Annotated in this window: 23 protein-coding genes and 1 tRNA gene; 9 read left to right on the plus strand and 15 right to left on the minus strand. The window is 68.5% G+C overall.

Going from position 1 to position 24,604, the window contains the following annotated elements:
• Positions 1 to 124 precede the first annotated feature (124 nt).
• From O145_RS16660 to O145_RS12815, 3 genes are all read left to right on the plus strand, one after another.
• Positions 125 to 346 (plus strand): hypothetical protein, encoded by a 222-nt coding sequence (locus O145_RS16660; RefSeq protein WP_052375137.1) that lies wholly within the window; start codon positions 125 to 127, stop codon positions 344 to 346.
• 9 nt (positions 347 to 355) lie between these two features.
• Positions 356 to 544, plus strand: coding sequence for a helix-turn-helix transcriptional regulator (locus O145_RS12810; RefSeq protein ID WP_043563637.1), 189 nt, complete (start codon positions 356 to 358; stop codon positions 542 to 544).
• Between the two features lie 281 nt (positions 545 to 825).
• Positions 826 to 1,575, plus strand: coding sequence for a transposase family protein (locus tag O145_RS12815; protein ID WP_229118560.1), 750 nt, complete (start codon positions 826 to 828; stop codon positions 1,573 to 1,575).
• A 581-nt stretch (positions 1,576 to 2,156) separates the two neighbouring features.
• On the opposite strand, the gene O145_RS16665 is transcribed toward O145_RS12815, so the two are convergent.
• The 4 genes from O145_RS16665 to O145_RS12825 are packed head-to-tail and all read right to left on the minus strand — an operon-like array spanning position 2,157 to position 5,311.
• Positions 2,157 to 2,867 (minus strand): hypothetical protein, encoded by a 711-nt coding sequence (locus O145_RS16665; protein WP_052375139.1) that lies wholly within the window; start codon positions 2,865 to 2,867, stop codon positions 2,157 to 2,159.
• A complete protein-coding gene (locus O145_RS17595; RefSeq protein WP_084682610.1) occupies positions 2,864 to 3,598 on the minus strand; it encodes an ABC transporter ATP-binding protein in 735 nt (244 codons plus the stop codon). Before O145_RS17595 ends, O145_RS16665 begins: the two co-directional genes overlap by 4 nt.
• Positions 3,599 to 3,600: 2 nt before the next feature.
• A complete protein-coding gene (locus O145_RS12820) occupies positions 3,601 to 4,380 on the minus strand; it encodes an ABC transporter permease (protein WP_043563639.1) in 780 nt (259 codons plus the stop codon).
• A complete protein-coding gene (locus O145_RS12825; RefSeq protein ID WP_043563641.1) occupies positions 4,370 to 5,311 on the minus strand; it encodes an ABC transporter ATP-binding protein in 942 nt (313 codons plus the stop codon). Before O145_RS12825 ends, O145_RS12820 begins: the two co-directional genes overlap by 11 nt.
• A gap of 73 nt (positions 5,312 to 5,384) precedes the next feature.
• Here O145_RS12825 and O145_RS16670 point away from each other — a divergent pair, with 73 nt between their 5' ends.
• Positions 5,385 to 6,053 (plus strand): TetR family transcriptional regulator, encoded by a 669-nt coding sequence (locus O145_RS16670; RefSeq protein ID WP_052375140.1) that lies wholly within the window; start codon positions 5,385 to 5,387, stop codon positions 6,051 to 6,053.
• Here O145_RS16670 and O145_RS18330 read toward each other — a convergent pair.
• Both O145_RS18330 and O145_RS12835 read right to left on the minus strand, forming a co-directional pair.
• The gene (locus O145_RS18330; RefSeq protein ID WP_156966762.1) at positions 5,994 to 6,836 is read right to left on the minus strand and encodes a hypothetical protein; all 843 of its coding nucleotides are present in this window, start codon (positions 6,834 to 6,836) and stop codon (positions 5,994 to 5,996) included. The two genes, O145_RS16670 and O145_RS18330, sit on opposite strands and share 60 nt — an antisense overlap.
• An 84-nt stretch (positions 6,837 to 6,920) precedes the next feature.
• Positions 6,921 to 8,063, minus strand: a complete 1,143-nt coding sequence (locus O145_RS12835; protein WP_229118561.1) for a ThiF family adenylyltransferase — start codon at positions 8,061 to 8,063, stop codon at positions 6,921 to 6,923.
• A gap of 587 nt (positions 8,064 to 8,650) precedes the next feature.
• Between O145_RS12835 and O145_RS17600 the strand changes: the two genes are divergently transcribed.
• The 3 genes from O145_RS17600 to O145_RS12850 all read left to right on the plus strand — a co-directional run bounded on the left by O145_RS17600 (position 8,651) and on the right by O145_RS12850 (position 11,207).
• Entirely contained in the window at positions 8,651 to 9,433 is a 783-nt protein-coding gene (locus O145_RS17600; RefSeq protein WP_169740360.1) for a CPBP family intramembrane glutamic endopeptidase, read from the plus strand.
• 39 nt (positions 9,434 to 9,472) lie between these two features.
• On the plus strand, positions 9,473 to 10,294 hold the full coding sequence (locus tag O145_RS12845) for a nucleoside phosphorylase-I family protein (protein ID WP_043563644.1): 822 nt from the start codon (positions 9,473 to 9,475) through the stop codon (positions 10,292 to 10,294).
• A 178-nt stretch (positions 10,295 to 10,472) separates the two neighbouring features.
• Positions 10,473 to 11,207: a glutamine amidotransferase gene (locus tag O145_RS12850; RefSeq protein ID WP_043563646.1), complete on the plus strand. Its 735-nt coding sequence runs from the start codon at positions 10,473 to 10,475 to the stop codon at positions 11,205 to 11,207.
• A 116-nt stretch (positions 11,208 to 11,323) separates the two neighbouring features.
• Here the strand turns inward: O145_RS12850 and O145_RS12855 are convergent, their stop codons facing one another.
• The 3 genes from O145_RS12855 to O145_RS12865 all read right to left on the minus strand — a co-directional run bounded on the left by O145_RS12855 (position 11,324) and on the right by O145_RS12865 (position 13,450).
• Positions 11,324 to 12,181, minus strand: coding sequence for a Sir2 family NAD-dependent protein deacetylase (locus O145_RS12855; protein ID WP_043563647.1), 858 nt, complete (start codon positions 12,179 to 12,181; stop codon positions 11,324 to 11,326).
• A 116-nt stretch (positions 12,182 to 12,297) separates the two neighbouring features.
• The gene (locus O145_RS12860) at positions 12,298 to 13,035 is read right to left on the minus strand and encodes a glutamine amidotransferase-related protein (RefSeq protein ID WP_043563649.1); all 738 of its coding nucleotides are present in this window, start codon (positions 13,033 to 13,035) and stop codon (positions 12,298 to 12,300) included.
• 79 nt (positions 13,036 to 13,114) lie between these two features.
• A complete protein-coding gene (locus tag O145_RS12865) occupies positions 13,115 to 13,450 on the minus strand; it encodes a DUF4190 domain-containing protein (protein ID WP_043563651.1) in 336 nt (111 codons plus the stop codon).
• A 358-nt stretch (positions 13,451 to 13,808) separates the two neighbouring features.
• Between O145_RS12865 and O145_RS12870 the strand changes: the two genes are divergently transcribed.
• A complete protein-coding gene (locus O145_RS12870) occupies positions 13,809 to 15,215 on the plus strand; it encodes a uracil-xanthine permease family protein (RefSeq protein WP_043563652.1) in 1,407 nt (468 codons plus the stop codon).
• A 67-nt stretch (positions 15,216 to 15,282) separates the two neighbouring features.
• Here O145_RS12870 and O145_RS12875 read toward each other — a convergent pair whose 3' ends face one another.
• The 3 genes from O145_RS12875 to O145_RS17605 form a co-directional block, all read right to left on the minus strand.
• Entirely contained in the window at positions 15,283 to 15,909 is a 627-nt protein-coding gene (locus O145_RS12875) for a LytR C-terminal domain-containing protein (protein ID WP_043563654.1), read from the minus strand.
• A 43-nt stretch (positions 15,910 to 15,952) separates the two neighbouring features.
• On the minus strand, positions 15,953 to 16,291 hold the full coding sequence (locus tag O145_RS12880) for a hypothetical protein (protein WP_043563656.1): 339 nt from the start codon (positions 16,289 to 16,291) through the stop codon (positions 15,953 to 15,955).
• A gap of 144 nt (positions 16,292 to 16,435) precedes the next feature.
• On the minus strand, positions 16,436 to 17,110 hold the full coding sequence (locus tag O145_RS17605) for a TetR/AcrR family transcriptional regulator (protein WP_084682613.1): 675 nt from the start codon (positions 17,108 to 17,110) through the stop codon (positions 16,436 to 16,438).
• Positions 17,111 to 17,462: 352 nt separating this feature from the next.
• On the opposite strand from O145_RS17605, the gene O145_RS12890 reads away from it, so the two are divergent.
• Entirely contained in the window at positions 17,463 to 22,655 is a 5,193-nt protein-coding gene (locus tag O145_RS12890) for an acyl-CoA dehydratase activase-related protein (protein ID WP_052375142.1), read from the plus strand.
• Positions 22,656 to 22,803: 148 nt separating this feature from the next.
• Here the strand turns inward: O145_RS12890 and O145_RS12895 are convergent, their stop codons facing one another.
• The 3 genes from O145_RS12895 to O145_RS19350 all read right to left on the minus strand — a co-directional run.
• Positions 22,804 to 23,409, minus strand: a complete 606-nt coding sequence (locus O145_RS12895; RefSeq protein WP_052375144.1) for a septum formation family protein — start codon at positions 23,407 to 23,409, stop codon at positions 22,804 to 22,806.
• A gap of 129 nt (positions 23,410 to 23,538) precedes the next feature.
• Positions 23,539 to 23,623, minus strand: a tRNA-Ser gene (locus O145_RS12900).
• Positions 23,624 to 24,385: 762 nt separating this feature from the next.
• On the minus strand, positions 24,386 to 24,604 hold a 219-nt coding region (locus O145_RS19350), incomplete at its 5' end, for a hypothetical protein (RefSeq protein WP_229118562.1).

Raw genomic sequence — 24,604 nt, forward strand, 5'->3', positions numbered from 1 at the left:
GGCGCCAGCGGAACCGAACCGACCTCGACGAGGAGGGAGCGCCAAGCACGCTTGACACAAGCGCCAATGTCAAGCAGACTGCCCATGTCAAGGGCGCCTGACATGGTTCGAGAAGGAGAACGCCATGTGCCGCACCGCTCGCAGCCGCCGCACTCGCACCCACCGCGCTCGCAGCCGCCTGGTTATGAGCGCCGGGCTGCTGCTCCTGGCCGCCTCCCAGAGCGCCGCCACCGGGGACCTGGCGAGCCCTCTCGGCGGGTGGCACACGGGCGTGGCCGCCGCCCTGCTCGCGACCGGCGCCGCGGTCGTCCTGTCCCGTCTTCGTCATGATCGATCCCGGCGGTGAGGGGGCGGGGTGGACAACGACGTGCGCGTGCTGCGCGAGGCGAAGGGCCTCACCCAGGCGCAGCTGGGCAAGGCCCTCGGCGTCTCGCGCCAGAGCGTCAGCTCCATTGAGAAGGGAAAGTACGACCCTTCTCTGCCGCTGGCCATTGCAATTGCGCGTTTCTTCGGGCGTGCCGTCGAGGAGATCTTCCATGCCTGACAGCCGTGTTTCGCCGGCGGCTCCGGCTGCCGTATCCCCCGCCGAGCGCAAGCGGCGTCGCCGGACCTTCTGGGGGAACGTGTACTTGGCCGTATGTGTTGCCGCCGGGGCCGGCCTTCTCGCTGTCGCTCCGCGCCTGGCCGATGAGAGCAGGAAGGTTATTCGTTATTCTGGGTGTGTCCTGGGTCATTTCCGGGAGGCGATATGATGATGGCCCACCCCCGTGGGGTATCATGGGCGTCTGAGAAACATCACCATGACCCCGGAAGGAGTGGGCCATCATGATGGAGTGTACCACGGGATTGACCGATGACGAGTTCGACGGGCTGCTCGCCTGGCTGCGCGAGGAGGGGGTCGAGGGGTATCCGCCGATCCTGGGCCTGTCCGGGTCGCTGCAGGCGACTTTGATGTACCTGCGTCAGAACATTGTGCAGGCGGTAATCGGAGAGATCCTGGGCGTGTCGCAGCCCACGATCTCGCGGGCCATCAAGGCGATCACGGCGGCTATCTCCCGGACCCTGACGGTCCTGCTGCTCACCGCCGAGGAGGTGCCCCGGGACTGCGACTACGTGGTGGACGGCACCCTCTTCCCCTGCCTGGACTGGCGCAGGCGCCGCGATCTGTGGTCGGTCAAGCACGGGAGCGCGGGGATGAACGTCCAGATCCTGGTCCGGCTCGACGGAGAGTTCATGTGGGCCTCCGACCCCTATCCGGGATCCATGCACGACGTGGCCGCACTGGACGCCTCCGGACTGCTCGAGGGAATCGACCCCTCCGGATGGATCGGCGACAAGGGGTACGTGGGAAGGGGGATGATCACCCCGCACAAGAAGCCCCCCAACGGCGAACTGAGCGAAACCGCGAAGGAGGAGAACAAGAGCGTCAACAAGATCCGCCAGGTCGTCGAGCGCACCATCGCCCACCTCAAATCCTGGAGAATCCTCCACACACCCTACCGCCGACCCCTGGAAACATTCGAGCAGACCATCACCGCGGCACTCGCACTCTATTCCTTCAAGACCAACCCCTGAATAACCTTCCAGGCCCGCGATTCCGCGCATGGGGCCCGTCGGGCTGTTCCTCGGGGCCTTCATGCTGGTGATCCTGCTCGTGCGGGGCCGCCGTGGCCACGACACCATGCCCAGCCGCGGGATGGACACGTGTGGGACGAGCGGGACAGGGCGGTCAAGCGGAGGACGTGGGCCCTGGCCGGCAAGGCGGCCTTCACATTCCTGTTCATTCTCCTCGTGATGTCCTTCACGTTGTTTCCGCTGTTCTGGCTCATCCGGATGGGATTCCCGTGTACACGATCATCGTGGTGTCGGCCCGTTTCTACTACGACCGGACCGTGTGAATGAGCGGTGGCGGGCCGTGAGGCCACATGTCCTCCTCCTGCTCGCGGGCGGCTTTAGTGGACAGTTTGGCGGCTCTGGCGCCGAGAGACTCTTTTCGTGAGGAGGACGGCATTCCCCATGTCGATTTCTTGACGCGGTAAACGCGGTCGCGCTCTCGTCGTGTATTCGTATGGTCAGGTCGTGTGGCTAGACTTATGCATGACCGTATTCCGGGGCTGCGGTTGTGGGGTTCCTGGGTGGTGTCTGCGTCGTGTGCCTCAGAGGACTTCGTCGTTTTGAATCCTCTTGGTCTGGGCGGCAAGAACACCGATCGCTAATACTGTGCAGCCGACCGCTATGACCGCTGTGAGCCATGCGGTGTTCGCGAGGGATATCGCTATGCCGTTTCCGAGCACTGCGATCAGAACGATGGCGCTGACGATCGTGGTAATCGTGGATCCTTGGAATACGCCGATAGTTCCCGCGATCAGGACGATGCTGGCGGCAAGGAGTATAATACTCGCCAGTCCTGTGATGACAGTAGTCGACAGATGGCCCTTCTCGCCTCCCACTGCGACAATCGGTGAAAGCGCTTCACTGATGAAGAATATCGTGCCCGCAAGGATTACGCCTACGAGTGCGGCTGCACTGGTCGCAATGACGTAGGCTGTGTTCTTGGCGAGGAAGAGTGGGGAGCGTCCGGCTGGATAGGTGTAGAGTTGGATGCGTCGGTTACCAATGTAGTCGGTGACGATGAAACGTGCATAAATCGCAGCTCCGTAGACGACGATAACAAACAGGCTGATCGTCAGCCCGAGAGCGACGATGGAGGAGTAGTTGTGGAACATGGCACTGTCGGTGCTGTCATCGAATCGACCGATGATCGCGAAGAAATAGAGAGCGATGAGAAGCGAACTCGCGGTCGCTGCGGAGAGGTAGATCGCTGTAGTTGAGTACCGACGCAGCTCCAGGTGAAGGAAACGGGTCATTGTGCTTGTCCTCCTACGTGGTCATGGTAGAGACCTTCAAGTCCGGTTGGGTCTGCTGCGAGTACGTCGACGACTTCCTTCTTGGCGGAGAGGCGTCCTTCGTTTAGGATCGCGACGGTGTGCGCCGTGTGTTCGAGCTCGCTGAGGATGTGGCTGGCGAGGAGGATCGCAATGCCGTCGTCCGCCAGGGAGGATAAGTGGTGTCTTAGGTCGGCGATGCCGCTCGGATCTAGGCCATTAGCGGGCTCATCGAGCACCAGCAGTTGTGGGCGATGGCTGATGGCGCGGGCCAGCGCAAGCCGTTGTCGCATGCCGAGTGAGAATGAGGCGACTGGTGCATCGGCTGCACCTTCAAGACCAACCCGAGCGAGGAGGGCGGAGATCGAGTCATGATTGCTTGCGCCGAGCAGATCGAAGTGGAGCTGGAGGATGTCGTGCGCAGTTGTACCGGGTCGGTACTCCGGTGTTTCGATGACCGATCCGATATTGCCGAGGATCTGGTCGCGGGTGGTGGAGTTGAGCGGTTTCCCGAGGATATCGATGCTCCCAGAGGTGGGGAAGACCAGGCCTGTGAGGATCTTGAACAGTGTCGTCTTTCCTGCTCCGTTCGGGCCGATGACCGCGCATACTTCTCCGGGATGCACGGTGAGGTTGCAGCCTCGGAGGATCTCTCTGCCGGCGATGGCTTTGCTCACGGTTGCGGCCCTGACTGTCGGTTCGATATGAGTCATGGTTAACTCCTTTTGCGCAGTGCGATATAGGCGATGTTGTAGGCGACAAGTGCCCAGCTTGCGACCACGGCGACGTTGAGTGCTTGAGGACTTCCAGTGCGAAATGCTGCCTCTCGAATGATGTCTCCCAAGGGAACGAACGGGAGGAATTGGTGTAGGTAGATCGCCCACTCCGGCAGCCGTTCGGCCGGGAAGGTTATTGGCGAGAACAGCAGACCGCCGATCATGATGACCTGGGTGGCCAGGGAGTTACCGTTCGGCGGCAGCCAGAATGCAATGGCGTAGCCGATGCTCACAGTGGTGAACTGTGCGCCGAGTATGGCCGCGACGGTTGCGATGTCGGTGTGAACGTGCAGACCGAACCGTAGAGCGGCAGCGAGCATGCCGATCGCGATCCCGGGCAGGGCCGCGATGCTCCAGACCACAGCGTCTGCGAGGAGGATCGCCGACCGCGGTACGGGCAGAGTCTTCTGGTACTCCAGGACGCCCTCCTGCCTGGACGTGCTCGTTATCTGCGGTGCCAGCACGCAGCCGACGGCAATGATGCCGAGCGTCCATGCACCAGCAGAGAGATAGCGGGCGGTCTTCAGGTCGATCGCGGGAATGAGCAGGGCGAGCCCGTAGACGATCGCCACCGCGAATAACGCTTGAACAAGAGTGAAGGCCGGCAGCAGGTACTTGTGCCGGATCAGGCTCCACCTGACCAGGCCCAGCCAACTTGGAAACCAGGCTCTCCTCGTCGGGAACTCGACACCTCGGCTGAGGGTGCTGTCAGTTGACATTGGTCATTCTTTCGTAGAGCGATTCCAGGGACGAAGGTGCCAGGGAGTAGGTGTCGGCCTGTTCTTCACGGGCCAGGCGAAGCACCCAGTCGACGGCGGCGGGCACCTGTTCCATAGTGAGAGCCAGGCGGAGCTGTCCGGGCTCCTCTGCCCCGCTGATATTGATCGCTGACGGCAACCGGGAAGGCTCGACGCCTGCCTTCATGGTGACCGTCAACGTGGTGGCGCCCGCTTGCTTGGCAAGCTCGCGTGGCGTGCTGTCGACGAGTACGCGGCCGTCCTGGAGGAGAACGTATCGGTCGGCGGCGCGTTCGACCTCGACCAGGTTGTGAGTGACAACAATCACGATGTGTCCGTCGTCGGCGAGGTTGCGCAGACTCCGCCATATCAGCGGTCGCCGGACTGGGTCGACGTCGTTGGTCGGCTCGTCGATGAGCAGGACAGGGGCCGGGGCGACGACTGCCATCGCGTACGACGTCAGCCGTCGCAGGCCCCCTGACAACTTCTCACCGCTCCGGTTCCTCCACTGCGTGATGTCAAGGGCGTCCAAAAGCTCGTCGGTCGCCCTGCGCGCGGCGCGCGGCGAGAGACCGCGCAGCCGCCCAATGGAGGTGATCGCCTGAGCGGGTGTTACTCCCGTCAGCGGTGCGTAGATCTGCGGCATCATCGAGCTCACCCGGCGCGCGAGATCAGGATCGCCGACCAGGGAGTGCGACCCGTACCGGATGGTGCCACTGGTCGGCTTGGTCGTACCCACGATCTGGTTGAGCAGAGTCGTCTTCCCTGCGCCGTTGTGCCCGAGCAGGGCGACCAGTTGCCCCGGTCCGAAGAGCAGAGTGATGTCACTGTTCGCGGGCGGCCTGCCCGGCTGGTAGGTCTTCGTGACGGACTCGAGCAAGAGATCCAAGCCGTCGGCGCGGGCAACATCCATGACATAGATACTACCAGCATTTATAGGTTTGTCAACAGCCCCCTCGCAGCGCCGTCCGCTAGAATCTTGCTCCATGCCCCGAACAACCAAAGCGCAACAGCAGCACAATCGCCTACTCCTGCTTCAAGCGGCCGAGCGTGTCTTCGCTAGCCGCGGTGTCGATGGCGCCTCGCTCGAAGACGTAGCGACCGAGGCGGGCCTGACCAAGGGCGCCATCTACTCCAACTTCTCAAGCAAGGGCGACTTGATCTTGGAGGTGATCCGCCACCGGCAGACTGTCTCGCAGGAGGCCCAGGACTTCCACGCGATACTGGCGCGCGCCGCCAATAGCTATGAGCGACTGGAAGCCTGGTGTGACATCTGGATTCTCACCGCAAAGAGCGGTGAGCGGTCGAATTACGCGCGGTTAGTGTTCGACTTCATCCCGTACGCACTGCGTGACGAAGAGCTCGCCGCCCGCTTTCTGGATTATCTTGGTCCCGGAGACGTGTCCGCAGAGCAGTCGCCGATCCCTGCAGACAGCCTTTTTTCTCGAGTCCTACTGGCAGACCAGTTCCGCATCTTGACCGCGCTTGACCTGGGCTTGGCGGCCTTGGTGCTCTTCGACCCCGATAACGTCAGGCCCGAGCTTTATAAGACAGCAGTTCTGTCGCTGGCTAGAACGCAGTATGACGCAACTGGGTCATCGGATGACGCCGACAGCACACAGAACGGCTGGCCCTACCCAGACGACGAGCAGTGACAGTTCCGCAGCGATCCCGAGGACAACAAGGCTGCCCCAGAGGCGCGCAACCCGCGTTACTGCTTTGTCTCCTTTGAACGCTTGCCGTGTTTCGATCTCGATCATCGGGTTGTCGATGAGCATCTTTGCGATATGTCGCCCATCACAGTTGCGGTGGAACCTTAACTGCCAGACGATCCGCATTAAAAGAACGGCAACGCTTACGGTTGCGAACCATGACCCTGTTGCCTCACGGGCCGCGAGCGCGATGACAAGGAAGCAGAGATCCACTACCAGGCCCGCGCTCACAGCTGCCATACGCGAGGAAAGTGGCCATGTCCAGACGTGGGTGAGACTGGTCGTGGCCACTGCCCGACGGGGATCTAACCGCACTGATCCGCTATTCAGGTAGAATGTCTTGCCGAACAGAACGTGTGCGAATTCATGGGGCACCGAAGTCACTACCGCGATCACAATGGCCAGTACCACGACAACCATGGGGGGAACTTCAGCAAATATGACATCGACACCCGTCGGAATACCGTTCTTGACCAGCAGGACTGCCGCTGCAACGACCATGATAAAACCGACGATCCACAGTGCCCGTCGTGCAACTGTCCACGCCGGAGTGTTGGGCGGTGATGGCAACCGCGTCATGGTCGCGTCACGACCTGTGAGGACGAAGCCTGCCTCTGACATCATGCCGCACAATGCAGTGAAGTCCGGTCTCGTCGGAGTCGCACCGGAAGCCAGGGCGTGCGCGATCTCTTCCGGGACGACGAGAGGTTCCGAACCACTGGCCACGATGACCCATTCCCCACCTCTGAGCCGTCGCGACCTGGCGGGCTTAAAACGGACCAACGAATCCGTCACCGTGCCCACACATCCCTAGACTTGCTGAAGATAGTGGCTGAAAATCTCCCAGTCGCGGACATCGCCTTCACCGCAGGTAGGGCACAGTTCCTTCAGGCGTGGCCACGACGGATGCGTAAACGACGACTTGTCCTCGAAGTTCACCTCAAACTGCGTGCCTAGGGAACGAGGAGGTGCATAGTCGCTGAGAACTCGAACAGCTTCGTCAACAATCGTTGCGGTCAACAGGAATATTGCGGGTCCATAGGCGATGGACGGCGGATCGAAACTGATGTCGCGGAACGCGGAAAATTGACTCACGAACTGCGGATCGCGCTGCGAGTAGTGCACATTCAAGCAATCGAAGCATCCGGTCTCACCGGGAATCACAGTAAATACACGGCCGCGAGAAACTTGTGATGCACCGAAAACGCAAGGAACGCCAGCTTGGACGATGGCCTTGTTCACGAGTCGCTGCGCCACGAAAGGTGGTTCGTCGATCGCGCTGATCACCAAATCGATATCGTCCAGCAGCACCGCGACATCTTCGACCGTGCTGATCCTCTGCTCATGAGCTCGCACTTTGACTTCTGAGTTCATCCCGGCCATCGCCGCGGCGGCTGCCGAGGCCTTCGAGTGTCCGATGTCAGACTCGCGGTAGAGGAACTGCCGCCCGAGGTTGCTTTCTTCTACCACGTCATGGTCAACGATTGTGATCGACTTGGGTCCGACTCCAGCTAGAAGAGTGAGGATGTTCGATCCGCCGCCGCCCAGGCCTAGTAGGAGAATGTTTGCTGCGTTGAGCTTGCACTGCGCCGCGAAACGGTCGCCGGCCAACCCGGTGAAGCGGCTGAAGAAGTTGACGTTCGCGCGGTAGCGGGCGCCGATGGAGCGCTCCTCGGTGGGAAGCGTCTCTTCCAGGAACCCCTCGTTGTCGAGCATTTCAACCCCGTCGAGGACGTCCTGCTCAGTGAGTTCTGGGAATTCGTCTCGGACTGCTGAGATCACGCTTGCAAGGGGACGACCGTCGAGCGCTGACACCAGTGCCCACAGGTGACCTTCGGGGTCCTCGAACTCGGCGGTAATCCCGAGCTGGGCCCCGATCCGGAAGACACAGTCATCGAGCCGGTAGGCCGGATAGATCGGCTTGAGGCGGGGCTGGATCGGCGTCGTGGTCACGACAACCTCCTTGTCCTTATGAGATGAGATTGGTCCAGTGTTTTGGCCGTGACCGGCTGGTATCCAGGGCGCGGAGGCCACGACAGGGCTTCGTGACCTCCGCGGCTTCTGGAGCATCAGACGACGATCCACCACACGGTCGCCTCGACCTTCTCGGCCCGGCGCACAGTCACGTTCTTCATCGCGTTTCACCTCCCTTTCGGCAAGTCGTCCGACCTGCCTGCCCGGAGACAGTCACGCCGGAAGTGGATTGGATCTACCCTGCGCCTACGGCGTAAGGTTGGCTAGATACTAGCAGGATGTATGTGGTCGGGCAAGCCCCTGTCGCATGCTGACCACAAGTTGACCGCAGGGGGAACAAGATGATCGAGGAGTGCACCCCTGGCGCGCCGCCGTGTCGGGGTCCAGCGATCGCGTCGGAGCTAATCGGGGCGCACCCCTGGCGCCAGCTCGCGATCGGCGTCCCACTCGGCCTGGTGGCTGCGTCCGTTGCGGGCGCGACCCAGCTGGTTTACACCTTCGCCTTCCAGGCTGCGCGAACCTGGGAGCGGGCGCTGGCTTTGCCGTGGCCTGGTCAACCTCTCGGCATGACGCTTCAGATCGTCGCCGCGATCGTCGTAATGCGGTTCGTCGCAAACAGGATCGCGAACCGGCCCGTTTGCGAGTTCAGCCGTGAGAAAGCTGGACGCGAATTGGCGGTCGGAGCACTCATCGGCGCCGGAGTGATTGGGGCCGCCATGCTCGCGCTCGCCGCCCTCGGTGTTTATGAGGTCGTCGGTACGGCCTTCGACCGCTCGCTATCAGTACATGATGACATATCCGGCACCCTCGCGTTGGGGCGCGGCCTGCTGTCCGGGCTGATGCTCGGCCTTGGAAGTGCTTTCGGTGAAGAGGTCGTCATGCGCGGCATCCTGCTCCGGATTCTCGCTGGCAAGTTCGGCACCCTGCCGGCGCTTACGGTCACTTCGGTCGCGTTCGGACTTCTCCATCTCGGTAATCCCCATGTATCGGTCATCGGTGCACTCGGTGTCGCCATCCAAGCAGGACTTCTCTTCGGTGTTGCCTATCTTGCGACCAGACGATTGTGGCTTGCGATCGGGATGCACGCAGCATGGAATTTCACACAAACAGCAATCTTCGATCTAAATGTCTCTGGCGTGTCAACCGAGTCGAGCTTGCTGATTGTCGTCGTTCACGGACCCGACTGGCTCTCCGGTGGCGGTATCGGGGTCGAAGGATCAATCCTCACTATCGGATTCGGTCTCATCGTGTGTGGAGCCTTGGCTCTTGTAGCGCGACGACGCCGAGAAATCGGCGCGGGACACGCGGCTCTCCTTAGAAAAAGACTCTTTCTGCGCAGGAGCCGGTAGACTGGCTATTGGATCCGCCCGCGAGCAGAGGGAGGACGCGTGACCTCGCAGCCCGCAACCGCGCCCTGGGACGACGACCCCGCCGGGGCCTCGATTCTCCTGGCCACCGGCCGGGCGCAGCACGACCTTCTCGTCATCGCCGAGCCCTTCTTCCTCACCGACCTGCGCGAGGCCTGGGGCCGCCCCGCCTCCAGCGTGCGCCTGTCCGTTCTCCCCGGCGTGTCCGCGCCCGGCCTCGCCGGGCAGGAGGACTCCCTCCACTCCTACGAGCGCGACGGCTTCAGCGTCCTCATCGCCCGCGGTCGCACCACCCTGTTCGAGGGCAGGCCCGCCCGCCGCGTCACCTCCTTCGCCCGCACCGTCGCCGCCCGGGTGCGCGCCGCCCTGCTCGTCACCCGGGCGACCGGCCTGAGCGGCGCCGACGTCGGCGACTTCCTCCCGGTCGGCGACCACCTCAACCTCGCCGGCGCCCCGCTGTTCTCCACGCGGGGCGCCGTCGAGGCCGACTGGGACGAGGGCCTTACCGGGCGTCTGGCCGCTCTCGACGGCGTGCGTGAGCCCGGCACGCTGGCGCTCGCCCCGGGGCCGCTGCGCCCCACCCGGGCCGAGGCCGACGCCTTCGCCGCGCTCGGCGCCGACGGCGTCGTCACCGACTCCGTCGCCGAGGCCATGGCCCTGGCCTCCCGGGACGTCCGCGTGGCCGGGCTGGCCTATGTCGACCTCGTCGCCGATCGGCCCGCCGCCACCGGCCGGCGCGCCGCGGATCGCCGGGCGGGCGCGCACAGCGCGGGCATCGCCCAGGTGCCGGCGCCCGACGTCGTCCGCGCCGCCGTCGAGACCGTCCTGGCGGCCCTCGGCTGAGCGCCGGCGCCCGACGTCGTCCGCCGCCGGCCGGCCCTGTCGTCTCCTGTCCCGAGCATCGCACCGCTGCACCGCTGCACCGCCCGCCGGCACCCGCCGTCGTCCCGAGCCGCGCCCTCCGCCGCCCGCTCAACGGGCCCGCGCGCCGCCGCGGCCCCGCTGCCGCTAAAGTGCGCCCGTGAAGCCCTTCATCCTGCTCGCCACCCGGGACGACGACGGTCCGGCGGACGCCGAGTACGACGCCTTCCTCACCCGCACCGGCCTGCAGGAGCGCGACCTGTGCCGCATCCGCCTGGAGGCGGGGCCCATGCCCGACCTCGATCTGGGCGCGTACTCCGGCATTATGGTGGGGGGTTCCCCCTTCAACACCACCACTCCCGAGGCCGCGAAGTCCGCCACCCAGCGGCGCGTCGAGGCCGAGTTCGCCGCCCTGCTCGACCGCGTCGTCGCCGCCGACTTCCCATTCCTCGGCGCCTGCTACGGCATCGGCACCCTCGCGCGCCACCAGGGGGCCGTCATCGACGGCACCTACGCCGAGGAGGTCGGCGCCCCCGAGATCACCCTGACCGCCGCCGGCCGGGCCGACCCGCTGTGCGCCGGCATGACCCCGACCTTTCAGGCCTTCGTCGCCCACAACGACGCCATCCTCACGCCCCCGCCCGGCGCCGTCGTGCTGGCGACGTCCCGGCCCTGCCCGGTCCAGATGCTGCGCATGCGGACCAACCTGTACGCCACGCAGTTCCACCCCGAGCTCGACGGCGAGTCCTTCGCCCACCGCCAGGCCTTCTACGCCGACCACGGCTACTTCGACCCCGACGAGCTGCCGGCCGTTCAGGCCTGGACCCGCGCCCAGGACGTGAGCCAGTCCTGGGCCGTGCTGCGCAACTTCGCCGAGCACTACGCCCGCGACTGAGCCCCGCGGGCCCTCGCCGCGCCTATGTGCACATGTGCGACCGATCTCGAGCCGGAGATCGGCCGATCTCGGTGAAGGGGAGGGCGTCGGAGGGCGGGCGGTCCGCGGGGCTCCGGTCAGGCCCCCAGGGCCCGGGCCAGCGGCGCGAGCGCCTGGCTCGTCCCGCCCTGGACGCGCACGTCGGCCACCTCGTCGACGGCGGTCGGCCCGCGGTTGATGACGACGAGCGCGGCGCCGCGGGCCATGGCCTGGCGCACGATCCACAGCCCGGTGAGCACCGCCAGGCTCGTGCCCGCCACCAGTACGACGTCGCAGCGTTCGGCGGCGTCCATCGCCTCGCCCATGGCGGCCGGCAGCCCCTCGCCGAAGAAGACGATGTCGGGCTTGAGCGGGCCGTCGCACACCTCGCACAGCACCGTCTCGAAGTCGCAGGCCTCCGCGGCCGCCCGGTCCGCCTCCGGGGTGATCGCCACCCGCGCCGGGTCGGTCTCGCGCGGGTAGTCGGGGTTGAGTGCCGTCAGCCGCGCGTCGACCTCGGCGCGCGGGACGATCCGCCCGCAGGTCAGGCACACGACCCGGTCGTAGGCGCCGTGCAGCTCCCACACGGTGCGCTGGCCGGCCCGAGAGTGCAGCCGGTCCACGTTCTGGGTGGCCACGCCCGTGACCAGCCCCGCCTCCTCCAGGCGGGCCAGGGCGGTGTGCCCCGGCGTCGGCGTCAACGGGTCGAGCAGCCGCCAGGTGGCGTGGTTGCGCGCCCACACCCACCGGTACCACACCGGGTCGGTCACGAACTGGTCGTAGTCCACCGGCTCGACCGGCGTCGTGCCCACGCCCCGGTAGTCGGGGATGCCGGCGTCGGTGGAGATCCCCGCTCCGGTCACGGCGAGGGTGCGCCGCCCCCGCATGAGGGCGGCGATCGCGTCCGCAGCGTCTGCGGCGTCTGCGGCGTCCTTGGCGTGATTCAGATCGCTCATGCACCTGGTCTACACCGTGCGCCCCGGTCCCGGCCAGCCTCGACCCGCGGCCGGCCCTATCCCGAGCGGGCAGGGCCGACGACGGAAGAAGGGCGGCCAGGGCCGCCGCCCGGCCCTCAGTCGCGCGAGAAGTGGACTACGAAGTTGCGGATGACCCGGCCTGCCACGTGCTCGGAGGTGCTGCGCGCCTGCGACACGATGGTCTCCACCCGGCCGGGGTCGCCGTAGCCGGCGTCGGCGTAGGCCGACACCCGCTGGGCGAAGCGCTCGGCGTCGAGCTCGGGGTTGAACTGGGAGCCGTAGACCGCGGCGCCCACCCGGATCATCTGCACGGGGCAGTCGGGCGAGGATGCCAGCAGGGTCGCGTGGGCCGGAACCTGGCCGACGCCCTCGTGGTGGCCGACCAGCGCCGTGAAGGTCTGCGGCAGGTCGGCCAGGAGCGGGTCCGCGCGCCCCTCGGCGGTCACGAAGATCTCCGTGGCGCCGAGGTCCTCGCCGAACTCCTGGGAGGTCGAGGTGCCGAGGTAGCCGGCCAGGACCTCCAGCCCGAAGCCCGTGGCGAGTACCGGCACGCCCTCCTTGAGCGCCACCGCCAGCAGCTCGCGCACCTGCTCCTCGACACGCATTTGGGAGCGGGTCTTGGACCCCTGCGGCGTGGAGACGTCGTAGGGGCTCCCCCCGATCAGGACGCCGGAGACGTCGCCGGCCGTGAAGGCGTCGAGGAAATCGACATCCTCCAGGAGCACGTGGTGAAGGTCCTCGCGGCGCAGGCCGCTCTGAGACAGGAAGGACTCGTACTCGTGCTGCGCCGCCTCGAGCTCGGGGCGCGTCGACACCATGATGAAGGGCTTCATCCGCCCAGCCTATGGGGTGCGGTGGTCATGTCTCAGAAACATCGCGGAAATCTCCGGCGCCCCGGAGCCCTCCCCCGCATCAGGGGGTCGACATCACCCACACCCACAGCCACCCCACGGTGGTCGCCGAGCCGACGACGACGCCCAGCCACGCCTGGGCGTGCCCGGTGGCGTAGCTCCTCCGCAGACGGCGCAGCGCCCACCAGCCCGTGAGCGCCGCGACCGCGCCGAAACCGGGGAACGGGCTGAGCACGGTCGTCACGAGGGCGACGACGGCGGCCGGGTCGGTGCGCTGCCGCGGGGCCTGGTAGCCGGGGCCGGCGAAGACCTCGCGGGGGTCGAGGCTCTCGGTGCCGGGGAAGACGAAGCCCTGCGGCACGATCCGTGCGGGGTCGACGGGCTGCTCCTGACTCATGGGCTCATCATGCCCGCGGATCCGGGGCCGCGCCTCGTCCGCCCGGACGAGACGCGGCCGGGCGCGCCGGGCCGGGCGATGGCGCGCGGGACACTGCCCGCCCGCCCCGGGAGCGTCGCTCCCCTGGCCGCGCCGGGCAATGCGCCGTAGGTAGGGCGACTGGTAACCCGTGAGACATCCCCGACCGCGCGCCCCGGGCAATGCGACATGCCGGCGGGCGCCGTCTATGCTGGAGGCCTGGCAGGGCTCTGTCAGGTTCACGGGCTCGGCGCCGTCGGCGTCATCGGTCCCTGTCGCGTGCGGCGCCGCCTCGCGGGCGGCCCGCCGCCCCGTCCTTCCCCCGCGACAGGAGTACGCAGTGCCCTCAGTGCCCTCAGTGCCCGCACCCCCCTCAGGTCTGTCCCGCCTCTGGCACCTGCACGGCGACGGCCGCTCGATCGCGCCCGGCGAGGTCGTCGCCCCGGACGAGCGGCTGACCTGGCCCCGCACCGTCGGCATCGGCGTCCAGCACGTCGTCGCCATGTTCGGGGCGACCTTCCTCGTCCCGCTGCTCACCGGCTTCGACCCCTCCACGACGCTGTTCTTCACCGGCGTCGGCACCCTGCTGTTCCTGGGGATCACGAGCGGGCGCCTGCCCAGCTACCTGGGGAGCTCCTTCGCGCTCATCGCCCCCATCGGCGCGGTCACCGGGTACGTGGCCGGGGGCGGCGGCGCGATCGACGCTCACAGGGCCGCCCTGGCCCAGGGCGGGGTGCTGGCCGCCGGCGCGGCGCTGGCACTGGTGGGCGCCGTCGTCCACGTCGCCGGGGCCGGGTGGATCGACCGGCTCATGCCGCCGATCGTCACCGGCGCCATCGTCTCCCTCATCGGCTTCAACCTGGCGCCCAGCGCCTGGAACAACGTCAGGTCCGCGCCCGCCACCGCGCTGGTCACGATCGCCTCGATCCTGCTGATCACCGTCCTGTTCAAGGGGATCGTCGGGCGCCTGGCCATCCTGATCGGCGTGCTCATCGGCTACGCCGTCGCCTGCGCGCGCGGCGAGGTCGACTTCTCCGCGATCTCGCAGGCCGGCTGGGTGGGGGCCCCGGCCTTCCGCGCCCCCGCCTTCGACGCGACCCTGCTGGGCCTGTTCGTGCCGGTCGTGCTCGTGCTGGTGGCCGAGAACATCGGGCACGTCAAGTCCGTGTCCGCCATGACCGGGGAGAACCTCGACGACGTCACCGGCCGGGCCCTGCTGGCCGACGGAGTCTCCACCATGCTCGCCGGGGCGGGCGGGGGCTCGGGCACCACCACCTACGCCGAGAACATCGGCGTCATGGCCGCCACGCGCGTCTACTCCACCGCCGCCTACGTCGTCGCCGCCCTCACCGCGCTGGGCCTGTCCATGCTGCCGAAGTTCGGCCAGGTCATCGCCACCATCCCCGCTGGCGTCCTCGGCGGGGCGGCCACCATCCTCTACGGCATGATCGGGATGCTCGGGGTACGCATCTGGGTGCAGAACCGCGTGGACTTCTCCGACCCGGTCAACCTCAACACCGCGGCCGTGGCCATGGTGGTGGCCATCGCCGACTACACCTGGCACTGGGGCGAGATGACCTTCAGCGGCATCGCCCTGGGGTCGGCGGCCGCGATCGCGGTCCACCACGCGATGCGATGGGTCTCCAGGATGCGCGGCACCAACCTCGAGCAGGCCTCCCCGGCGTCGGCGCCCGCGGGCACCGAGCTGGAGGGCCCGGCCTACGCCACGCGGCACTCCAGGGGCTGATTCCGGCCCGCCCCGCGCCTCCTCCCCGGCTCCCGGCTCGCGCCCGCCCGACTCGCGCCCGCCCGACTCAGCCGTCGGTGGCGGTGGCCGATGCCGACGGGGCGGTGGTCACCTGGACGCAGTCGGACGGGGCGCTCAGGGCCTCCCCGGGCTTGATCTGGGCGACCTCGGCGGCGGAGAGCATCTCGTTCTTGAAGTCGTTGCCGAGCACGACGCTCACGGTGGGGTCGGTGGCGTCCTGCGTCTCGTCGATCTGGACGACGACGGTGCCCGTGAACACCTTGGACAGGGTGTAGGCGTTGGCCAGCCCCGCCTGCGAGGTGGTCAGCTCGATCTCGCCGTCGTACTCGCCCTTGGGCCAGTCCGTGGTGTTGGCGACCGTGAGCCCGGAGTCGCTCAGCAGATCGGCGACCCCGGTCGCCAGCCCGGTCTGGTCCGAGCCGTTGTAGACGTTGACGGGGATGGCGGACACGTCGGTCGTCTTCGCGTCCGGCGGCAGGCAGGGCTGAGAGACCTTCTCCTTGTCGTCCTTGGCGGAGGAGAAACCGGGGTCGGGGACTGGGAGTACGTTGAACCACACCAGGAGGCAGATGATCACCAGGAGTGCCAGGAACGTGATCATTCCGCCGATCACGGTGGTCTGACGGTGCTTGAGCCGACGGCGGTACTCGGCGCGGGGGTCTGCGGTGCTCACGCGCCCCACAGTAGTGGACGAGACGGCCCCGGGTCTCTGAATGTCAGGGCGCCGGGGGCGGGGGAGGGGTCGTCGGCCGACCGGCGTCGTCGACCTCGAGGACCCGGGCGTGGATCGTGGTCCGCCCCTGGAGGGCTGCGCGCAGCGCCCGGTGCAGCCCCGTCTCCAGGAAGAACTCGCCGTGCCAGGAGACGACGTGCGCGAACAGGTCGCCGTAGAAGGTCGAGTCGTCGTCGAGAAGGTTGCGCAGATCCAGTGTCGCCCGGGTGGTGGTGAGCTGGTCGAGGCGGACCTGGCGCGGGGCGATCTCGGCCCAGCCGCGCTGCTCCACGAGCTCGTGCTCGGGGTAGGGCGCTCGCTCGCGGACTGCCTTGAAGATCACGCGTCCATGCTAGCGGCCATGCCGCCCCGGCCGTGACCGGTGGCGGGCGCGTCTCGGCGAGCGTCATATCACTACCGGCTGCGGCTCGGGCGACAGGGGGCCGCGGTGGCGCGGGGCTGCGAGGCCGTGGGGGTGCCGTGGGGGTCAACGATGTCGGGGCTGGGGCGGGATGAGCGGCTCGGTGAGGTAGTGCTGGACGGTGGGCCCCATGACCTCCACGAGGTGGTCGACGCTCGCGCTCGCCAGGGGCTCCAGGCGGAAGAGGTAGCGGATCACGGCCAGCCCGACGACCTGGGAGCCGACCAGGGTGGCGCGCTCGCGGGCGTGCGGGACGGAGACGCCGACCTGTGCGAGCGCCTGGGTGATGGGCCCGGCGATCTGCTTGGTGGCGTAGGCCTGCACGGCCTCGGGCGCCGAGTCGTCGGTGGCGATCCAGCGCAGGAGCGCGTGGAAGGTCGCCCCGCCCTCGGAGTCGTCCCAGGCGGTCATGGCCAGCCGGACCAGTCGCGGACCGGCTGTGCGGATGTCGTCGGACACGATCTTCGCAATCTCCTCGCTGGCCCTGACCTGCAGGTTCATGGACGCCCCGAAGAGATCCCCCTTGGTGCCGAAGTAGTAGGACACCAGGGCGGGATCGACACCGGCGGTGCGGGCGACGCCGCGGATCGTCGTGCGTGCGAAGCCGTTCGCGAGGAATGAGGCGCGAGCGGCGTCGAGGATCGCCTGACGCGTGGACTCCGACCCTGTGCCCGGCGGCCGGGGGCCTCGACGGCGCGGGGCGTCCCGCCCCGGCAGTGCGGCATCGGTGGCGCTGCTCATGGTGGGAGGCTATGCCGAGCCCGCCGCGATCCCGCTGGGTGCTTGCGGCGCCCTCCCGAAGACGGCGAGAGCGGTGAGGTTTGAGGTGATGAGTGAGCCGCCGGGGGCGGTGCGAGGGCCTCGTCGGGCACCGGGAATTTCGTCACGCAACCCGTGCGCTATTCAACGCCGACGAGGGTGAGTGTCGGCCGGGGGCGGGGCCGCCGCACGCAACGCTCCGAATGTCAACAGAAAGTAGGTGGGACCTAGGGCCCGCCCGTTGTAAATTTCAACGTCGTTGAACTTCGGCAGATGCTATCGATACGGTCCGAGCAGATCGCGTGACGTCTGTGCGCAGTCAGGAGGGTGAACGATGAGCGCTGACAGCACTCCCCCCGATGCCCCGGCCGGGGCCGGAGGCGACACGCCGGACGAGCCCGGCGTCGCGCACGCTGCGCCGCGGTCTTTGACCCTGGGACTCGACGTCGGGTCCACCACGGTCAAGCTCGTGCTCCTGCCTGAGTCCTGCGCCGTGCCCGCCCCCGCTGCGCCGCGGGCGGCGCAGCCACCTGAGCCCGGCGCCGCCGGGCAGGCTCCCGAGACGCCCGTCCCCGAGCCCGTGTTCGCCGAGTACCGCCGCCACAACGCCGATGTGCGCGGCGAGCTCACCCGCCTGCTCGCCGAGGCCGCCGCCCGCTTCCCGGGCGCCACCGTGCGCGGCGCCGTCACCGGCAGCGCCGGCCTGAGCCTGGCCACCCTCATGGGCCTGCCCTTCGTCCAGGAGGTCATCGCCGAGACCCGCACCGTCCAGGCCAAGAACCCCGAGGCCGACGTCATTATCGAGCTCGGCGGCGAGGACGCCAAGATCACCTACCTCCACCCCACCCCCGAGCAGCGCATGAACGGCACCTGCGCGGGCGGCACCGGCGCATTCATCGACCAGATGGCCCAGCTCCTCCACACCGACGCTCCAGGCCTGAACGGGCTCGCCGCCGCCCACACCACGCTCTACCCCATCGCCTCGCGGTGCGGCGTCTTCGCCAAGTCCGACCTCCAGCCCCTGATCAACCAGGGCGCCGAGCCCGCCGACCTGGCCGCCTCCGTCCTCCAGGCCGTCGTCACCCAGACCATCGCCGGCCTGGCCTGCGGGCGGCCGATCCGCGGCAACGTCATGTTCCTGGGCGGCCCCCTCCACTTCCTGCCCGAGCTGCGCACCGCCTTCGAGCGCACCCTGGCCGACCAGGTCGACTCCTTCACCTGCCCGCCCGACGCCCAGCTCTACGTCGCCGTCGGCGCCGCCCTCATGGCCTCCGGCCCGCCGGTCACCCTCGCCGAGCTCTCCACGCGCCTGGCCACCCGCAAGGCCCTGAGCCTGGCCACCTCCCGCATGCGGCCCCTCTTCTCCGACGACGACGAGCTCGCCGCCTTCCGCGAGCGCCACGCCCGCGCCACCATCCCCCGCACCGGCTGGCCCGAGCCGCCCGCCGGGAGTCATCCCGACGCCGGTCCCGAGGGCCCCGGCGTCGGCCCCGACGCCGACGCCGCTGAGACCGACGCCGCGCAGGCCGGCGACGCCGAGAGCCCCGAGCCTCCCCGCGCCGACTGCTTCCTGGGCATCGACGCCGGCTCCACCACCATCAAGGCCGTCGTCCTGGATAAGGACGGCAATATCGTCTGGGAGCACTACGCGGGCAACGAGGGCGACCCCGTCACGGCCGCCGTCGAGATCCTGCGCCGCATCCACGTCGAGATGCCCGAGCACGTGCGCATCGTGCGCTCCTGCGTCACCGGCTACGGCGAGAGCATCGTCAAGGCGGCCCTGCACATCGACGAGGGCGTGGTGGAGACCATGGCCCACTACCGGGCCGCCGCCCGCCTCAACCCGGAAGTCACCTCCGTGATCGACATCGGCGGGCAGGACATGAAGTACCTGCGCATCCGCGGCGGCGCCATCGACTCCATCAGCGTCAACGAGGCCTGCTCGGCCGGCTGCGGCTCCTTCCTGCAGACCTTCGCCCAGTCCATGGGGCAGACCGTCCAGGAGTTCGCCGAGGAGGCCCTGCGGGCCGAGCGCCCGGTTGACCTGGGGTCGCGCTGCACCGTGTTCATGAACTCCTCGGTCAAGCAGGCCCAGAAGGAGGCCGCCACCCCCGGGGAGATCAGCGCCGGGCTGTCCTACTCGGTGGTCCGCAACGCCCTGTACAAGGTCATCAAGCTGCGCGACGCCGACCAGCTCGGCGACCACGTCTCGGTCCAGGGCGGGACCTTCCTCAACGACGCCGTCCTGCGCGCCTTCGAGCTGCTCACCGGGCGCGAGGTGGTGCGCCCCGACGTCGCCGGGCTCATGGGCTGCCTCGGTGCGGCCCTGACCGCCCGGGAGACCTACGACGGCGTGCCCTCCACCCTCATGACGCTCGCCGAGCTCTCCCGATTCAGCCTGACCACCGAGACTGCCGTGTGCAAGCTGTGCCAGAACCACTGCAAGCTCACCATCACGACCTTCAGCGACGGCCAGCGCCACGTGTCGGGCAACCGCTGCGAGCGCGGCGCCACCCAGGAGCGGCGCGCCAAGAAGTCCGACATGCCCAACCTGTACGACTACAAGTACCGGCGCACCTTCGCCTACCGGCGTCTGCGCCGCGGGCAGGACACGCGCGGGGAGATCGGCGTGCCGCGGGTGCTGGGCATGTACGAGAACTACCCCCTGTGGTTCACCATCCTCACCCAGCTCGGCTTCCGGGTCATGATCTCGGGGCGCTCCAACCACGAGTTGTTCGAGTCGGGCATGGAGTCCATCCCCAGCGAGAACGTGTGCTATCCGGCCAAGCTCGCCCACGGGCACGTGAGGTCCCTCATCGACAAGGGCATCAAGACCATCTGGTTCCCGTGCGTCTTCTTCGAGCGCAAGCTCGTCGACCGGGCCGACGACCACTTCAACTGCCCGATCGTCGCCACCTACCCCGAGGTCATCCGCACCAATGTCGAGCAGGTCCGCGACGGCGCCGGCGGCTCCGAGGGCTCCGGCGGGAGCGACGACGGCGAGGGGCCGGGCGTGCGCCTGCTGTCCCCCTTCCTCAACCTGGCCAACCCGGCCAAGCTCGCCGAGCGGCTCGTGGAGGTCTTCGCCGACTGGGACGTCACCCTGCCCGAGGCCCGCAGGGCGGTGGCCGCCGGCTTCGCCGAGGACGCCGCCTTCAAGGCCGACGTGCGCGCCGAAGGGCGCCGCACCCTGGAGTGGATGCGCGAGCACGGCCGCAAGGGCATCGTCCTGGCGGGCCGGCCCTACCACATCGACCCCGAGATCAACCACGGCATTCCCGACGTCATCAACACCCTGGGCATGGCGGTCCTGTCGGAGGACTCGATCCTGCCCGAGCCCGTCCGGCCCGAGGCGGACGACGGCGTCGAGCACCAGGTGGCGGGCGGCGCGCTGTCCCGCGCCGTCGCCTCCATCCGCCGCGGCCTGAGCCGGAGGAAGGAGGACCCGCAGGCCCCCGCCGACTGGTCGGACGTGCGCGAGGAGGACCTGCCCAGCCCCGAGGCGAGCGTCGCCACCGAGGGCTCTCAGGTGCGCCTGCGCGTGCGCGACCAGTGGGCCTACCACTCCCGCCTCTACCAGGCCGCCGAGCTCGTCACCGGTGCGGACGACCTCGAGCTGGTCCAGCTCAACTCCTTCGGCTGCGGCGTCGACGCCGTCACCACCGACCAGGTCCAGGAGATCCTGGAGTCAGCCGGGGACGTGTACACCACCCTCAAGATCGACGAGGTCTCCAACCTCGGGGCCGCCACCATCCGCCTGCGCTCCCTGTCCGCCGCAGCGGAGGCCCGGCGTCGTCACCGCGACGAGGCGCCGGCCGCCGCCCGGCGGGCCGGCTCGGGCGCGCAGCCGGCTGGCCCGGAGGCCCGGGAGGCCGCGCGGCCGCTGGAGAACGAGCCGGCCGAGATCGACACGAGCCTCAGCCCCGCACACGCGCCCGAGCCCGGCGGGGCGCCCTCGGACCCCGTCCGCGACGGCGGGCCCGTGCCCGCGGAGGCCGGCTCCGGGGCCGACGGGTCTGGGGGGAAGCCGCCGCGCAGGCTGCCCGGGGCCACCACCCCGGCCTTCACCGAGGAGATGCGCGCCACCCACACGATCCTCATGCCGCAGATGAGCCCGGTCCACTTCCGGCCGCTCGCGCCGCTCATGCGGCGCCTGGGCTACAGGGTCGAGCTGCTGGAGTCGGCCAGCCGGGCCGACCTCGAGGTGGGCCTGCGCTACGTCAACAACGACGCCTGCTTCCCCGCCATCATGGTGATCGGCCAGCTCATCGGCGCCTTCGAGGACGGCACCCACGACCCCGACCGCTGCGTCGTCGCCATCTCCCAGACCGGCGGCATGTGCCGCGCCACCAACTACGCCGCCATGCTCCGCAAGGGCTTGCACGACGCCGGGTACCCCCAGATCCCGGTCCTGGCCGTCTCCGTGCAGGGCCTGGAGGAGAACCCCGGCTTCAGGATCACCCCGACCCTGGCGCTCAAGGTCGTCCAGGGCGTGGTCATCGGCGACACCCTCAACACCTGCCTGCTGCGCGTGCGCCCCTACCAGGCCGAGGAGGGGTCCGCCAACCGGCTCGTCGAGCGCTGGAACGCGATCATCGGGGAGTTCTTCGAGCGCAAGGGCCGCTGCCCCACCTGGGGCGGGCGCCTGGGCTACCGGCGCCTGCTGCGCGAGATGGTCCGCGAGTTCGCCGCCCTGCCGCGGCGAGACATCCCCCGCAAGCCGCGCGTCGGCGTCGTCGGGGAGATCCTGGTCAAGTTCCAGCCCGACGCCAACAACCACGTCGTCGACCAGATCGAGGCCGAGGGCTGCGAGGCCGTCGTCCCCGGGATGCTCGCCTTCTTCATCAACGGCCCGGCCACCGCCCAGTGGGAGGCCGACACCTACGGCATCGGGCTGGACTCCCTGGCCAAGAAGAAGGCCGCCGTGTGGTTCCTGGAGCAGGCCCAGGCCCCGGCCCGGGCCGCGCTCGCCGCCGGGGGGATCTTCGACGTCGAGGCCTCCAGCGTCGACATGACGCGGAAGGCCTCCAAGGTCCTGTCCCTGGGCAACCAGGCGGGGGAGGGCTGGCTGCTGGTCGCCGAGATGATCGAGCTCATTGAGAACGGCGCCCCCAACATCGTGTGCTGCCAGCCCTTCGGGTGCCTGCCCAACCACGTCGTCGGCAAGGGCATGTTCCGCGAGATCCGCCGCCAGTACCCGCAGGCCAATATCGTCGGCATCGACTACGACCCCGGCGCCAGCGAGGTCAACCAGCTCAACCGCCTCAAGCTCATGATCTCCACCGCCCACATGATCAACGAGCGTCAGGCCGAAGAGCGCGCGGCCCCGACGGCGGACGGTGGCGACCGGGCGGAGGCCTGCTCCAGCCGGCCGGGGGAGGCCGAGGCCGCCGGCACGGCGGACGTCGTCGTCGGTCTCGATGAGCTCCTCGCCGACCTGGGCCCGGCGCCGGACAGCACGCCCCAGTCGCCCGACGTCGCCGCCTCGGAGTGGACCGAGGCGCTCCGCAGCGGGCCGGGGCGCTGAGCGGCTGGGCATGACGGCGCCCCGGGACCGGAGCTTCCCGGTTCCGGGGCGCCGGAACCGGGGCGCGCCGCCCGCGCGAGGCGGACCCGGCCCGCAGCGGGCCGCCGGCGTCGTGCGGCCTCAACCGGCGAGGCTGCGGGCCGTGATGCTACTTGTTCGTGTCCTTGACGGAGCCGGTGAGGGTGCTGGTGGTGTCGCCTTCATCCTTGTTGGGGGACACCGCGCAGGTGATCGCACGGTCGCCTTGGCCCCAGGAGCCGGGAGTGGGGCGGAGAGTGAAGACGCCGTAGCTGCTGCTGTCGGCGTCGGTGCCGACGTAGCTGGTGAAGGAGTCGTAGCAGGCGGTGTAGACCTCGGTTTCCATGTCGTCGCCGGTGGGCAAGGTGCTGGCGGAGATGGTGTAGATGTTGTAGACCTCGTACTGGTGGGGTACTGAGCAGTCGACGACATCGACGGTGCTGATCTCGGTACCGCTGCCGCTGGACTTGGAGAAGCAGTCGCTGACCTTGAGGTCGGCGGCGCGAATGGACCGCTTGCTGGGGGTCGGGCTGGCCGGGACGGTCGGGACATTGCCCCCGCCGGAGGTGGACGCAATCGAGGGCACCGTGGGCACGGGAGCGGGGCTGGAGGTGCTCGTGGGCTCCGATGCGGAGGTCTCGCTGCTGGTGGACGTGCCGGGGAGCTTGCAGGCGGCCAGACCTGCGGCGAGGACAAGGGCGGTGGGGACAGCAAGAACATAGGTGATCTTACGCATGTGCGGAGTCTGGCAGACTTGACGCCCTGATACCACCGGCGACCACGGGGCGTTCTCCCCACGCGCATCCGGAAGTCCCCTGAACGTGCGCAAAAAGCCCCGGATCATGGGGCGGATCCGGGGCGACGGCGGAGGATGGGGGATTCGAACCCCCGAGGGCTTGCACCCAACACGCTTTCCAAGCGTGCGCCATAGGCCACTAGGCGAATCCTCCAGGCGTCACGGAGCAGCGGCGGGACGCCGAGCCTGCGCGACGAGAAAGCAATATATCGGACGCCCCTCCCCGAGACCAGCCCGCGACGGTGGGATCTGTCACGCGGCGCGGCGGCCGTCCGGCGGGTCACCTGCGGGCCGACCTGCGGCCCCCGCCCCGCCAGGACTCAGTCGTCAAGTGGTGCTGCGCGGTGGAAAAAAGGTGGCTCCCACGCACTTTTAAGGCGCTCAGCGGTCTTGGGTGCGGCGGGGATCGGCGTGATTCTGCGGTTCTGCGACGAGGGCAGGGCGGGGGTCGGTGCTAAAAGTGCGTGGGAGCCACCTTTTCCGGTCAAGTTTTCCGGTCAAGGCCGACACCCGGGAGCCCCTGACGGCGTCGGAGAGCAGACAGAGCAGGCAGAAGAGACCGCCCGCCCCGTGAACCGGTCTCGGTGCGGGGCTGGTATGGGGGTGCTTGCTGTCAGGTGGGCGGGGTGGGGCTGGTCTCTTGTTCCTGGCCTGGGATCGGGGGGCGCCCGCGGGGTCCGGGCTCTGCGCCCCTGGCGCCGTCATAGACGATCCCGCGGCGCAGCAGCATCCTGGGGCAGGCGGTGGCGGGCCCTCAATCAGGTCGCCGCGGGCACCCGGGGCGCGAGCGCACCAGGTCACGGGCCCCCTCCTGGCAAGCGGGTGGGGGACCCGCACCACGGGCGATATCGTCGCGGTGCGCCAGGCGGGCCAGCAGGATCGCGCACCGTGCGATCGGTCCCGGGCCCGCTCGCCGCTAGGGCGCAGCAGCCTGGAGGGCGCCGCCACCCGGCGAGCGACCCCGCTCCCCGGCCAGGGCCCCGGGCCCGCCCGAGACCGGTCGGACCGGCCTCACAGCGTCGCCCTGACACCCCCGCACCCCGCCCGCAGGCCGCGTGACCAGCGCCATGACCTCGCCGGCACCACCGGGCACCGTCCTGCCAATCAGCTCACCCGTCAGCGCATCGACCGCCGC

The organism is Actinomyces israelii DSM 43320 (assembly GCF_000711965.1).
GTDB classification, from domain to species: domain Bacteria; phylum Actinomycetota; class Actinomycetes; order Actinomycetales; family Actinomycetaceae; genus Actinomyces; species Actinomyces israelii.

Excerpts from the sequence above, each read along its gene's own strand:
- O145_RS16660 (WP_052375137.1), top strand. The coding sequence starts at position 125 with ATGTGCCGCACCGCTCGCAGCCGCCGCACTCGCACCCACCGCGCTCGC.
- O145_RS12815 (WP_229118560.1), top strand. The coding sequence starts at position 826 with ATGATGGAGTGTACCACGGGATTGACCGATGACGAGTTCGACGGGCTG.
- O145_RS16665 (WP_052375139.1), bottom strand. The coding sequence starts at position 2,867 with ATGACCCGTTTCCTTCACCTGGAGCTGCGTCGGTACTCAACTACAGCG.
- O145_RS17595 (WP_084682610.1), bottom strand. The coding sequence starts at position 3,598 with ATGACTCATATCGAACCGACAGTCAGGGCCGCAACCGTGAGCAAAGCC.
- O145_RS12820 (WP_043563639.1), bottom strand. The coding sequence starts at position 4,380 with ATGTCAACTGACAGCACCCTCAGCCGAGGTGTCGAGTTCCCGACGAGG.
- O145_RS12825 (WP_043563641.1), bottom strand. The coding sequence starts at position 5,311 with ATGGATGTTGCCCGCGCCGACGGCTTGGATCTCTTGCTCGAGTCCGTC.
- O145_RS16670 (WP_052375140.1), top strand. The coding sequence starts at position 5,385 with ATGCCCCGAACAACCAAAGCGCAACAGCAGCACAATCGCCTACTCCTG.
- O145_RS17600 (WP_169740360.1), top strand. The coding sequence starts at position 8,651 with ATGACGCTTCAGATCGTCGCCGCGATCGTCGTAATGCGGTTCGTCGCA.
- O145_RS12855 (WP_043563647.1), bottom strand. The coding sequence starts at position 12,181 with ATGAGCGATCTGAATCACGCCAAGGACGCCGCAGACGCCGCAGACGCT.
- O145_RS12860 (WP_043563649.1), bottom strand. The coding sequence starts at position 13,035 with ATGAAGCCCTTCATCATGGTGTCGACGCGCCCCGAGCTCGAGGCGGCG.
- O145_RS12865 (WP_043563651.1), bottom strand. The coding sequence starts at position 13,450 with ATGAGTCAGGAGCAGCCCGTCGACCCCGCACGGATCGTGCCGCAGGGC.
- O145_RS17605 (WP_084682613.1), bottom strand. The coding sequence starts at position 17,110 with ATGAGCAGCGCCACCGATGCCGCACTGCCGGGGCGGGACGCCCCGCGC.
- O145_RS12890 (WP_052375142.1), top strand. The coding sequence starts at position 17,463 with ATGAGCGCTGACAGCACTCCCCCCGATGCCCCGGCCGGGGCCGGAGGC.
- O145_RS12895 (WP_052375144.1), bottom strand. The coding sequence starts at position 23,409 with ATGCGTAAGATCACCTATGTTCTTGCTGTCCCCACCGCCCTTGTCCTC.